Origin of the sequence: Paenibacillus sp. GD4 (assembly GCF_030846225.1) — a bacterium.
Classification (GTDB): domain Bacteria; phylum Bacillota; class Bacilli; order Paenibacillales; family NBRC-103111; genus Paenibacillus_G; species Paenibacillus_G silviterrae.
Window position 1 is genome coordinate 1,494,940 of the sequence record NZ_JAVCYK010000001.1, and the last position, 12,886, is coordinate 1,507,825.

The 12,886-nt window shown below is 58.5% G+C and carries 9 protein-coding genes; all 9 read right to left on the minus strand.

Features of this window, described 5'->3' with window-relative positions:
- Positions 1-39 precede the first annotated feature (39 nt).
- Positions 40-1,080: a Delta(5) desaturase DesA gene (desA, locus tag RAC89_RS07115; RefSeq protein WP_306612689.1), complete on the minus strand. Its 1,041-nt coding sequence runs from the start codon at positions 1,078-1,080 to the stop codon at positions 40-42.
- Positions 1,081-1,305: 225 nt separating this feature from the next.
- Positions 1,306-2,232, minus strand: coding sequence for an ROK family protein (locus RAC89_RS07120; protein WP_306612691.1), 927 nt, complete (start codon positions 2,230-2,232; stop codon positions 1,306-1,308).
- Entirely contained in the window at positions 2,229-2,906 is a 678-nt protein-coding gene (locus RAC89_RS07125; RefSeq protein ID WP_306612693.1) for an N-acetylmannosamine-6-phosphate 2-epimerase, read from the minus strand. Before RAC89_RS07125 ends, RAC89_RS07120 begins: the two co-directional genes overlap by 4 nt.
- 38 nt (positions 2,907-2,944) lie before the next feature.
- Entirely contained in the window at positions 2,945-4,798 is a 1,854-nt protein-coding gene (locus RAC89_RS07130; RefSeq protein ID WP_306612694.1) for a hypothetical protein, read from the minus strand.
- Positions 4,795-5,457 carry an SGNH/GDSL hydrolase family protein gene (locus RAC89_RS07135; protein ID WP_306612696.1) on the minus strand — a complete coding sequence of 221 codons (663 nt, stop codon included), beginning with the start codon at positions 5,455-5,457 and terminating at the stop codon, positions 4,795-4,797. The genes RAC89_RS07130 and RAC89_RS07135 overlap by 4 nt, the downstream gene beginning before the upstream one ends.
- A complete protein-coding gene (nagA, locus tag RAC89_RS07140) occupies positions 5,438-6,655 on the minus strand; it encodes an N-acetylglucosamine-6-phosphate deacetylase (protein ID WP_306612697.1) in 1,218 nt (405 codons plus the stop codon). Before nagA ends, RAC89_RS07135 begins: the two co-directional genes overlap by 20 nt.
- The gene (locus RAC89_RS07145; RefSeq protein WP_306612699.1) at positions 6,645-8,216 is read right to left on the minus strand and encodes an FAD-dependent oxidoreductase; all 1,572 of its coding nucleotides are present in this window, start codon (positions 8,214-8,216) and stop codon (positions 6,645-6,647) included. Before RAC89_RS07145 ends, nagA begins: the two co-directional genes overlap by 11 nt.
- Positions 8,213-9,760: a glycoside hydrolase family 3 protein gene (locus RAC89_RS07150; protein WP_306612700.1), complete on the minus strand. Its 1,548-nt coding sequence runs from the start codon at positions 9,758-9,760 to the stop codon at positions 8,213-8,215. Before RAC89_RS07150 ends, RAC89_RS07145 begins: the two co-directional genes overlap by 4 nt.
- Positions 9,761-9,778: 18 nt before the next feature.
- Positions 9,779-12,862, minus strand: a complete 3,084-nt coding sequence (locus RAC89_RS07155) for an FIMAH domain-containing protein (RefSeq protein WP_306612701.1) — start codon at positions 12,860-12,862, stop codon at positions 9,779-9,781.
- Between the last annotated feature and the right edge of the window lie 24 nt (positions 12,863-12,886).

Genomic DNA, 12,886 nt, shown 5'->3' on the forward strand with positions numbered 1-12,886 from the left:
GCACTGCTGGCATGCCTGTACCTCCATTGTAGGACAGGGTTATTCACCTTGCAAGCTGGCGCGGCGAACCTTCACCGCCTCCCGGGAGGTCATGTGCTTGATGTCGCCGAAGCTGACGAAGCCTTTGTTCTTCTCATCCCACAGACGGTAGCGAAGAGACTTCAAGCTGGTGCGGAGAGTGATCGTCGTTGCCTTCTGCAGCGGCGGCGTCTCCTCATGCGCCTTCTCCAGCAAATAGTTCGGCACCTTCGGGCTTAAGTGATGCACATGATGAAATCCGATATTCCCAGTGATCCATTGCAGCAGCTTCGGAAGCTTATAGAACGAGCTGCCTTCGACGGCGGCTTTCACGTAGCTCCACTCTTCCTCGTTCTCGAAGTAGGAGTCTTCGAACGTATGCTGCACATAGAAAAGCCAAATGCCCAGTAATGCGGAAACGAAAACGACGGGACCTTGCACCAGCAGGAACGATTGCCAACCTACCGTCATGATCAACGCGGTATACAGAGCTGCGATCAGCACATTGGTAAGATAATTATTGATGCGCTCCTTGCGGCGTGCGCCTTTGCGGTTAAAGCGATAGGCAACGGCCGTAATATAAATCGGGCCGAAGGCAAACATCAGTAGGGGATTCCGATAAATCCGATAGGCCATACGACGCCAGAATGAGGCGGCCACATACTCGTCAACCGTCATAATCCAGACATCGCCGACGCCGCGCTTATCCAAGTTGCTGCTGGAGGCGTGATGAATCGCATGCTCATTTTTCCACTGCTCGTAAGGGAACAGCGTCAGCACGCCGGTCAGGGTGCCTACGACGTCATTAGCCAGCCGGCTTTTGAAAAACGATTGATGGCAGCAATCATGGAATATAATAAACGTGCGGACCACAAAACCGGCAGCTGTAATCGCCAGCGGCAAGGTGAGCCAATAGGAAACGGACAAGCTCAGATAAGCTCCATACCAAAGCAGCACTAGAGGCACTAAGGTGTTAAGCATTTGCCGGACGCTCGCCTTTGTGTCGGTTTTCTCATAAGGTGCGACGGCCTTCTTTAATTGGGCGATGTTCGGATGCTGCATGGGTCGGTTTCCTCCTCGATTTCGACGCTCAGGACCGTAGTCCGGACGTATGACAAACTAGGTTATAGTTTTATTATAGGAGCTGGTACTTATTCGCAGTAGTCATAAACGTCAATGCGTATATATGATAAATGTCATACCCTGTGGAAAATTGAACCAGCCGCAGCGCTAAAAAGCCGGGAAACAGGAAAACGTTCTTCCCTGATCCCGGCTTACATATAACCTTTAGTGACCCACGGCCGCTTTCGTCATCGCCAGCTTCGCGGCCCCGATCATACCGGCCCGATTGCCGAGCTTCGCCTTCTCGATGATCGTCCGATGCTTGGACATGGAGGCGAGGCTGTCCGTCACATAGTCCCACCAAACTTCGTGCGAATCGACTAACCCGCCGCCAAGAATAAATTTGGCCGGGTCGATGACGTTCCGAATGCTGATCAGCCCGGCGGCTACATCCGCAGCGAACGCCCGAACCGCAGCAACGGCACGCGGCTCCCCCTCCGCGCACCTCTGCAGCAGCATCCGGCTGTTCCAATCCGGTGAAAGCTCCGCAGCGATCCGGTTCAATGCCGTACCTGAGGCGTACTGCTCAAGGCAGCCTCTTTGGCCGCAGCTGCAGGGATGACCTCCCGGTTTCAGCAGCAGATGTCCGACCTCTCCGGCCCCCCCGTTCACGCCGTGAATGATGTTCCCCTCGTACACGACGGCTCCCCCCACACCGGTCCCTAGGGCGATAAACACCACCGGAGCGCTGACGGCGGACTCTTCCGTGTCCTGCCCGAGCCAAGCTTCTCCCACTGCGGCGGCATTCACATCGTTGTCGACGTACACGGGAAGACCGAACCGGTCTTCCATCAGCTCACTCAGCGGGGTTCCCGTCCAGCCGGGCAAATTGTCCGTCGCATACCGCACAGTTCCGGCGGATACGTCGATTCGGCCGGCAGAGCCGATACCGATCGCAGCCGCGGCGCCTTCCGAGGTAGGATCGTCCAGCAGCTCCTGAATCATTGCCGTCAGCTCCCGCAAAATTCCGTCACGCCCTTCCTCGACCGGCGTCCGCCTCACCCGTTCAATCAGGACGTCGCCCTGCGGACCGACTACGCCGCCCTTAATGCCGGTTCCGCCCAGGTCAATGCCGATGCAAGGCTTCCTCATGCATCGAACCCTCCTAAGCTTGCCGCGAACTGGGCTGTGATGAGCTGCGGCCTTGTAATCGCAGAGCCCACCACGACAAAGTGTGCGCCGCGGTCGAGCGCGCTGCGGGCCTCCTCGGGTGTGGAGACGCCTCCCTCGGCTACCGTGGGCACCTCCAGCACCTGCGACAGCTGTTCGACCAGGTCCAAATTCGGAAGCTTGGTTTGGCTGTACGGCGTATAGCCGGAAAGAGTGGTCGAAACATAATCGGCCCCCAGGGCAGCCGCATTTACACCCTCTTCATAGGTGGAGATATCCGCCATAACCGGAATGCCCCGCTTCTTCAGCTCGCGGAGAACCTCCGCCAGCTCCAGCCCGTCCGGACGGGGACGGCTTGTCGCATCCAGGGCAACAATGTCCGCCCCGGCTTCATACACAGCTATCGCATCCTCAAGCGTTGGGGTAATGTATACGTCGAAGCCCTTGTAATCCCGTTTCCACAGCCCAATGATCGGCAGCCCGACCGCTTCGCGGATAGCGCTGATATCCTCGGGGCTGTTGGCCCGGATGCCGCATGCGCCGCCTTCCCCCGCAGCCCTCGCCATGGCCGCCATGTGGTGAGAGCCGTACAGCGGCTCGTAAGGCAGCGCCTGACAGGAGACCACCAGCCCTCTTTTGGGAATCATGCTTCTCATATCGCTTCTGCTCCTTTCCGTGCCTCCTCAGGACACAATTACTCGAATAAAGACTCGTTCAATAAGCCCAGCAGCAAGCCGGCGGAGATGATCGCCTGCGTCCAGCCGCTCTCCAGACAGTAAGGTCCCCAGCCGGTATCTCCGTTGTTGCCGAAATACTCCCCATGCTGCAAATCGAACGCACGCATCCACCCGCCATGGTAACGGGAATCCGCGCTGCTGATTTGAATCCCGCACAGGAAGCCGGACAGCCGGTCGTAGAACGTCTTAAAGCGCTCGTCTCCCGTAGCCTTCCATACCTCCCAGGCGTTCATCAGGAGAAAATTGTTCGTATACAGCTGGTCGGCAATGCCTTCGCCATTATGAATGTAGACGCCGGCATCCTCCTTCCCGAAACGGTCCGGATCCGGGTTGTCCGCCTCCTCGATTCCTCCCATGGGGTGCTGCTTTGACAACAGGTACTGGAAAATGTGCTCCAATGCCGCAGCCGTTTCACCGCTGGAGTCGTGCTTCCGGCTCAAATAGCCGAGAGGCAGAAGGAAGCGGTTTAAGCCCGAGGTCCGGCTGTACATGAAGTTTAGCTGCTCCATCCGGTCGGCCATGTAACGGCTCCCTTGAACAGCTTTGTGCACGTACGACTCCTCTCCCGTCACTAGGTAGGCTTGAATGAACGCCGCATGGGCGATGCTCTCAAAGTGCGGGTTCAGGCTCGGCGGCAGCTCCGCAGCTCCTTCCCTTCCCAGCTCCTTCAGCTGACCGCGAAGCAGCACATTCGGTCTGACGCAGTGCTCCCCTTGCGTAGCGAGCAGAGCCTCGGCCAAGGGCAGACCCCGCTCAAGATATTCCGGCCGCCCCGTCTTGCGGTATAAGTACAACAGCACGAAGCAAACCCATGCGTTATCGTCCGTAAACATCTGGTCGGGATAACGGTCCGGATTGTCATACCATTTGAAAAAACCGTAGGAGGGAGAGTCCTTCTCCAAATCCTGATAGCCGTTGTCAAACAAATATTGCAGCAGCTGATGGGAAGCATCGATCCATGCGGGATCTTTCTTCCACCGGCCGTATAAATAAAAGCATAAGGCAGTATGGGCGTGACAATCCGGTCTGCGGTCCGTCGAGAGCGCCGCTGTTACCGAATGTACGTTCTCCAGAACCCCTTGGGTTCCGTCCAATGCCGGGAGAATGCCGGAGGCTTGAAACCAACGAATGCTTGCTTCTACCGCCTCGGCGGCCGAATTGCTTCCGGTCAGTTGGATCGCCTGGGGCCATATGGTAAAAGGAATTCCCGTCTCGGCAGCTATCGCTGCGATGACCTGCTTCCAGCGGAAGTACGGGCGGAACGCCTCCTTCATGTCGCTCGAGAAAAGCGCGAAGGCGCTGTGCACAACCAGGCCTGCTCCCAACCGGCGGACGGATAATCCGGGATAGCCGCTAAGGGGCGCCGACTCCTCTGCCTTGTGGGTCCCCCGGTAAGCTCCGAATTCCAGCCAAGGCTCATTGCCGACAGGGAAGCCCGCGGCATAAGCGCCGCTCCATTCCAGCAATCCGTTCCGCTCCAGCGAGTCATCCTCGCGCACGATCCGAAGCTTCTCCAGCTGTCTGCGCGTTTTGGGGAAATCCTGCTTCCAACCGAACAATCGCGACGAAGGAAAATCAAACGCTTCTATCAGCTCGGCGTACAGCTTACCTCCCTTTTCCACATATCGCCACAATCGAGCCGCCTCCGGCGCGGTAAGCTTGGTTGGTTCATCGATTCGCGGAGAGCCGATCAGCAGCACCGCGCCAAAGCTCTCCAGCGGAAGCGATCCCAGCTCCGACCAAGGAAACAGCTCCGCTCCTTCACAGGGTAAGCGGTCCAAAGGTCGTTCCGTAACTACGGCGATTTTCATCCGATGACACCTCCCATACCTGCGGCCTTCAGCCACGCCGAGGCAATCAGTGCGTGCCCTGCCGGGGATGGATGCACACCGTCCGGCGCCCAATAGGTGCACGGCGCCTGAGTAGATGCCTGGGCGAATAGTCCGTCCAGCGGAATATAAGCCGCTCCTATCTCCCTGGCCAGGTCTCGAAGAGCATGAATTTTGAGGTCCAAATCCTCTCTCCATTGTCGCCGGATGTCGGAGGTCGGGAGCACGAAGGGCTCAAGGATGATCAGCCGGGAGCCCAGCTGCTCCTTCGCTGCAGTAAGCAGCTTCCCATAACGCTCGGCAAATTCAGGCGCCGGGATCGGCTCGTTCCTGTCAAACCCTCTGGCGACATCATTGATTCCGAGCAGTACCGAAACCACGTCCGGCTTCAGATCCAGGCAGTCGGACTGCCATCGCTGCTCCAAATCTCCCACCCGGTTGCCTCCGATGCCCCGATTGAAGAAGGTCAGCTGAAGATCAGGCCGCGCGGCGGAAAGCAGACCTGCGGCCATGAGGACATAGCCCTTGCCAAGGTCGTTCGGGTTTTCATATTGTCGTCCGGCATCGGTAATGCTGTCGCCGATAAACAGCACGGTTTCTCCCTGCCGGATCCGTAATTGCTCAGCTTGGAGCTTCGTCATGGATGAATCTTCCCCTCTGTATAATACGGCCTCGAACGACCGTTGCTTGAACCTGATAAGTAGAAGGCTCTACGATGGCAAGGTCTGCATCCTTGCCTAACGCAATCGAGCCTTTGCGCTGCGCCTCCCCCAGGATTCTGGCCGGCGTCAGGGCGGCCGCCTCCGCCGCTTCCGGCAGTGTGAGGCCCATCGCCTCCACGGCGTGCTTCACCGCGCGGTTCATCGTAAGCGTGCTGCCCGCCAACACCCCGGAGGGCAGTCGGACGATGCCCTGCCTCACCTCGACGGACCTGCCGCCGGCCGATGCATACGTACCGTCCGGAAGGCCCGCCGCCCGCATGGCATCCGTAATGAGCGCCACACCGCGCGTACTTTTCGTGCGCAGCAGAAGTTGAACCGCAGCCGGATGAACATGGTGAAGGTCAAGGATGACCTCCACCGTGATCCGTTCATCCAGCAGCACGGCTCCGAGCAAACCGGGCTCCCGGTGATGAAGCCCGGGCAGGCCGTTAAAGCCGTGGGTGACGTGCCTTACACCGCAGTCCGCAGCCTGGAGCATCTGCTCATATGACGCGCCGGAATGCCCCGCAGATACGATGATGCCGCGAGCAGCAAGGTACTCCACCAACGGAGCCGCTCCAGGCAGCTCGGGGGCTAGGGTTACGAGCCGAAGAGGAGCTAACCCGGCAGCCTCGATCAGCTCCTCCAATTCATGCAGAGAGGGTGTCCTCAGGAGATCCGCCCGCTGTGCCCCCTTGTAATGCTCATTCAGATAAGGCCCCTCCATATGAATGCCGAGCATCGCAGCCCCGGCCGGGTCAGGAGCCTCCGAATACCGTGCTAAGCGCCTTAAAGCCTCCTTTAGCTCGGGAAGCCCGAGCGTTCTCGTCGTCGGAAGCAGCGACGTCGTTCCATGAGCCGCATGAAAGCGGCACACCCGGGCGATGGCCTCTTGACTGTCGTCGGTCACATCGGCGCCGTCTCCTCCGTGAACATGGAGATCGATAAAGCCCGGGAATACGAGCAGCCCCTCGGCTTCTAGGACTTGATCGCCTGGCCTTGGGCTGCCGCCCAGCTCCGTAATGACCCCATCCTTCGAGCGTAAAGAGGTTCCTCGCAGCACTCCCTTCTCCGTGACCAGGTCTCCCCTCTCTACGTACAGCCCCATGCTTTCCACCCCCGTATCCTTACACGGCATGAATGGAAGGCCAAGACAGCTCCACTCCCGCCGTCTTCAGCAGGCTTTGGAAGGAAGTCAGCTCCTCCTCGCGCTCACGAACCTGATGCGGCTCCAAGTCCCGGTCTAAAGCATACGCCGCCAGCCAGCCTGCCGCCTCTCCGACATTCCACTCCACCGGATGAAGCCGGTAGCAGCCGTTCGTAATATGCGTCGTCCCGATATTTTTCCCCGCCGGCAGCAAATTGCGCATTCGCACCGGAAGCAGGGCTCCCAGCGGAATATGAAACGGATAGGCGGATACATCGATATACGTGCGAAGACCCGTACTCGGATGAAGGTCGATCCGGTAGCAGCCGATTCCGACCGAATCCGCATACGCCTCCGCTCCCTTATCGCCGCGAACAGCAGGGCTCAGGTGCTGCTCTACAATCGTGGTCACCGCCTGAATGCGCCGGGACTCGCGGATATACGGCGCCTTGGCCAGTCCGTCCTTCGTGCCGACCACATCCTTGCGCAGCCTCAGCCCGGGATACCCCAGACCGCCGTCCGGCCGCGGAGCCTCGGTCTGCAGCCAGTACAGCAGTGACAAGCTCAGCTGCTTCGCGCCGTAGAGATGCTTCGCCCGCTCCTCCTCGGTTACGTCAATGACCGAGCCGAGCCAGTAATCGTTCTGCGGCCAGTTAACCAAGGTCATATCGCTTTCGAATACACCTTCGGCGAAGTTCGACTTGTCGATAATTCTTCTATAGTTCCATAACGAGAACGACTTGCCGTCCGGGAAAAAGCTGTACTTTACCGGCTCCAGCGTATGGGGCACCAGCCCCATCCAGCTGAGCTGACGATCCGGCCAGAAATCCGCCCGGTAGCTTCTCCAGAAATCGTACTGCTCCGGCTTATCGATCGTAAACTCTCCGCCTTCGACATGATCGACCGCGAAGCAGTAGGTGAACGCCTGCATGTCGGCCGGATCGGGAGCACCGCTTAATGCGTGAGGCTCGCCAGTCTGCTCTACGGATTCCGCTCCGGTCACATATTCCGTACCGCTTAAGGAAAGCAGCTCTCCCGTTTCGGTGGCGTCCAGGAAATAAGGCGCCTGCAGCACCGTCACCTCGTCCGTGCGCACGTCGCGGATATGAACCGCTGTGACACGGTCCCCTTCGGTTTCCGCCTTTACCGGGACATGCTCCGTGAGAATTTCCAGCCGCCCGCTGTGGACATACGGCGCCAGCATGTCGGTGAGCACAGCCAATGCCGTCCTAGGCTCATGAGCAATGGTACTGACGATGGCGTTGCCCGGGTTGAAAATACCTGTACCGCGCGCTTCCGCTAATGGGAAATGCCGCGTGTAGTAGTCGCGGACGCGGTTGCGGAATTCCCGGTACGTCGCCGTACAGCCGAACTGCTCGATCCAGGGATGCTCGTCGGGCGGCACCGCCTGGCTGGTCAGCTGTCCGCCGATCCAATCCGTCTCCTCCGTCATGATGACCTTGCGGCCGGCCCGGGCTGCCGCCAGCGCCGCCGCGCAGCCGCCCGTACCTCCCCCGATAATGACAATATCCGCCTTCAACTCGTTTCTCATGGCTGCAGCTCCTTATCTAATACATATTCCGCGGCTGCCTTCTGTAATGAAGGAGCTCGGTCATACATCAGCAATACCGGAACGTCCGTCAGGTGTCTCAAATCATAGCCTGAGCCAAAATGGACGAGGTACACGTTCTTCCTTTCGGCAGACAACCGCCTGATGGCTTCCAGCACCTCGGAATCCATCAGCTTGTTATGCGTCAGAGACAGCAGCACCGGTCCTTGACCGCATGCCTGCAGGGCATCCGCCGCATCCTTATAACTATCCAAGCAGCGTTCCCCTGCAAAAGGAAAGCTCTCTTTCACCAAATCTCTGAATACCTCCGTCTGGCGATCCCACAGCAGGGTCCAGCTTAGTCCCTCTTCCCTTTCCGTAAGAACAGGCCGCATGCCGTTCAGGGTAGCCGCCGCCTTCCTGGCCAGCTTCAGACTGATAACTTCATATGCAGGATCGTTGGCGAAATCCGCTCCCGCCAGCCCGGCTTCGGTGCTTCTCCGGCTTAACCCAAAGCGTTCCTTCGTCTTCAGAATCCGCGCGACGGATGCCTCGATCCGCTCGAGCGGCAATCGACCGCTTCGAACCGCCTGCACAACCGCTTCGACCATCGCATCCTCTTCCTCCGGCGTCTCTCCGGTAGCGAGAAGGATATCGGCACCGGCCTCCAGCGCCAGCACGCATGCCTCCGGCAATGCGTAAGCCGCAGTGACTCCCTTCATGGAGAGGCCGTCCGTGACAATCAGCCCTTTGAAGCCGAGCCTTTCCCGCAGCCAGCCTGTCGTAATTTCCTTGGACAGAGAGGCGGGACGAAGAGAATCATCCCAGGCAGGTACGGCGATATGGCCTACCATGATCGCCTCTACGCCTGCGTCAATCGCTTCGCGGAACGGGTAGAGCTCGAAGCTCTCCAGCCGCGCCGTATCGAAATCCAGCACCGGCAGCGCCAGATGGGAATCCACATTCGTATCTCCGTGCCCTGGAAAATGCTTTGCCGTTGCGATTAAGCCATGCTCCTGATAGCCTTGAATGACCGCCCGGCCCAGCCGCGCCACGAGCCCCCGCTCCTCGCCGAAGGAATGCGTTCCAATAACCGGATTGTCCGGGTTATTGTTAATATCCACGACTGGGCTGTAGTTAAAATTCACCCCCATCGCCAGGGACTCCTTGGCCGTAATCCTCCCGGATTCGTAAGCCAGACTCTCGTCGCCGGCCGCGCCGATCGCTTTGTTTTTCGGAAAATGAACCGCTCCGCCCTGCAGCTTGCAGCCGGCTCCCGCTACGAAATCGGCGGATATAAAGAGGGGGAGCCCCGCTCCCTCCTCCAATGCCGTGCACTGCAGGCCGGCTGTCAGCCTCCGGACCTGCTCCGGGGTAACCAAGCTGTCCATGTCGAGGAAGATGCCCCCGACCTTCCGCTCTGCGACCAGACGGCGGGTGCGCTCCGTCAGCTCCGTCCCCCGGTTGGTTAATGTGAACAGCTGTCCTACCTTTTCCTCTAAACTCATATGCTTCAGCCGTTCCGATTCATTCGTATGCGTGAACAATTCCGTTCCCTCTTTCCGTTAGCTTCGATATGCTTCGATCAGCCACTCGATGTCTGTTCTTATCGCTTCCGCAGTACCGGAATCAATGGCTCCCGCCTGTGACTCGGCGCGCTCTAAATGCTTCAGCATGTCATCCCAATGCTTCACGGACTTGCCGATGTCGTCCAGCTCTTTCTGATGTACGGCCTGCTCGAGAGCGTTCTTCAGCTGCATGTAAACAGGCTGCGAGATGGCTCCCTTGCCTTTGCCCTCCTCAAGCTGTCCGGCGATCGATTCCGGCGTGCTCGTCACCCGCACCGTCCCTGAGGACGCCGTTAAGGTGACTCCATGGAGCGACACCGTTGCTCTGATCACCGCCGTTCCCGGGTTGCCTCCGATCAATGCTCCGTCCTGAATGCGGGCCACGGCCGGGTCGGAGGATTCCAGAAGTACGGTCCCCTCTGTCAGCCGCGCAGCCTTGCCGTTCGCAAGGATTCCCCTCACCTCAACTGAAGACGCTGCTCCGCGTGTGATATCGCTGCGGCCCAGGGTAACGGCCACTTCCTTCAGCGGAACGGGAAGGCGGTACAGCTTCGCGCCCAGGGCGTAATAAACGCTGCCGTCATCGCCGAGCGCCATCAGGTTCACGGTTCCGTCCACAAGCTGCTTCGTCGCCAGGCTAGCCGGATCGACTACCGTCAGCTTCCGGCCCAGCGTCGTGTAAAGCAGCCCGTCCTGGCCCCATTTGAGATAAAACGGACGGTATTTACTGCTGTTATACAGCGTTGGATACACAACCTTGCTTTTGACAATCTGGTACGTATCCGGATTCATCGCGAAAATCGTGCCGTCCATAGCCCCCCACAGCAGGCCGTCAGGACCGAAGCTCAGCTCACCGATCAGCTGCGGCGGCCCTTCCAAGCCCGGGATCATCGGCGTAAATTCCGCGATCTTCTCCCGCTTCGCCACATCGAACACGAACAGCTTGGCCTGCGTTTCCGTCGGGGATATGCCAAGACCGCCCACCAGGGAGGTGCCGCCGTAAATTTTACCGTCATGGTAAGCTAAGCCGAATATGCTTTGATCCTTCACGATATCGCGGTAAACGTCATACACCGTATTCGTTACCGTTCCGTCCGTGGCCGTCTGCTGCTCCATGATCGTTAGTGCGCCGCCCAGCTTCCCGTAGGAAGGGAACGTGCCGATAAACAGCTTGCCTTCCCCTTCGGTCATCGTGAACGGCCGGTCCTGCTCTTCCTCAATATCCAATGCCAAGCCCGGATTGCCCGCTCCGAATTCGTTGTAATCGACAGGTCGGGACGGGTCATAGGCGTACATTTTGGCCCCGCTGTACGTGCCGAAGATCACCTTGTCCCGATAAGAGCCTATGCCTTCCGGCTGATGGAAGCCTTTGTTCGTGTAGGTGAATTGCTGGGTTTTCATATCGAATATGCTAAGACCCCGCTGGTAGCCCCCCACATACAGCCGATCCCCGTAAGCTTCCATTGCATTGACGGCTACGCCCTGGGATTCTACCTCGGGGTAGATCAGACGATACCAATGGTCGGACGGATCGTAGAAGAAGGAATCGGTGAAGGCGGCCATGCCGACCAGAACGGTCTTCCCCGCCTTTTCCCCCTGCGTCAGCTTCATCCAGGCATGATTCTTCACAGCCGTATCTCCCGGAAGCGCCGGGGCTCCTTCCACCCGGGCCGTCTGGTTCGTGTTCATGTCGTAGGTGTACAAGCCGTCCGCCAGCTTATAGTAGATGAGGTTGGGCTGGAACGGAGACGGCTCCGAAATTTTGCTCTGGTACGTGATCGTATGGAGATGCTGTTCCGTAGCCTCGTCGATGACGTAAAGCTTTGTGCCCGCATTCACGAACAGCTTCCCTTGATACACCTGAATTTCCGAAATGGTGCCGTTCTCTCCCTGTACAGGAATGGCGATTTCCTTCCTGTCGCCCGTCCTCCGGTCGTAACGTACCACGTGCGCCTTGGTGCCGATGCCGACATAGACATAATCATCCGTGACTCCGAGACCTCTGGCGTACTGCTGACCAGGCATCATAGAGCCAAGGTCCTTGAACGAGCCTGTCGCGATATCGAATTCGAACACCTTGCTGTTCGGATACGTAGCTCCGTATAATTTGCCGTCCGCACTGGCCTTCAGGTCCCAGACGAATTTGTCCGAAGGGTTCACGCCGAGGTTCTCCAGCCTTCGTTGGTCTGGCAAATAGCGGAACAGGATACCGTTGGTCGTGCCGCTAATATATACGTTGCCGTCCGTTCCGACTGCCATCGCCCAGATGACGTCCGTACCCGGGAGCTCCTGCTTGAACCTCCGCTCCCCGGTCTCCGCATTCACGGCATAGAAAACGGCCGGCGAGCCTACCACCGCTATGTACTGCTCATTCTCACCCGCTGCATTTTTCCCGTACACCGTGGATTGCGAGAGCGGAATTTTCACCGCATCCCCCAGATCAAGCGGCGCCCCGAAGCTCACGGGCACCTCCGGCTCGGGCTCCACTGTACGCTTGGAAAAGGTCACATCATCGATATACGCCGTGCTCAAGCCAGAAGCCCCCATATAAAACCAGATTTCCGCTTTGGTCGCCGCCGCCGGTGCGGTACCCACGACCTCCAGCGGAGCCCACTGATTCAAGGTGCTCGCCAGCGCCGTAGCGTTCGGCAGCTGCTCTTTACCGGCGTTATCGAAAAATTTGATATACGCTCTGACGCTTGTCTTGGCCACATGAATCTTGGCCGTCAGCCGGTAAGTTTCACCTGCCTGTACCGGAATCGGACTGCTGATCAGACCGAGAGGCAATGAGCTGCTTCCGTCCGTCATGAGGGCGCTGCGAGCCCCGCTATGGCTAAGGGAATCCGTGATAACAACGGACGTGCCCTTGGCCGGGTCCGCCGAGAAGGTTCGCCAGCCTGGAAGGGAGTTACTCGCGCCAAGCTCCTCAAAGCCGGCGTTCACCACTTCAATAGGCACATACCGTTCGCCGCCGCCGGACGCCGCCGACGATGTAACGAATGCACCCGCACCCAAGGGAATCATACTCACCGCAAGCAAAATCGCTACTACAAGGAACAACCCTTTTCGAATGAAACTCATTCCTAAGCCTCCTTGAATTTTATG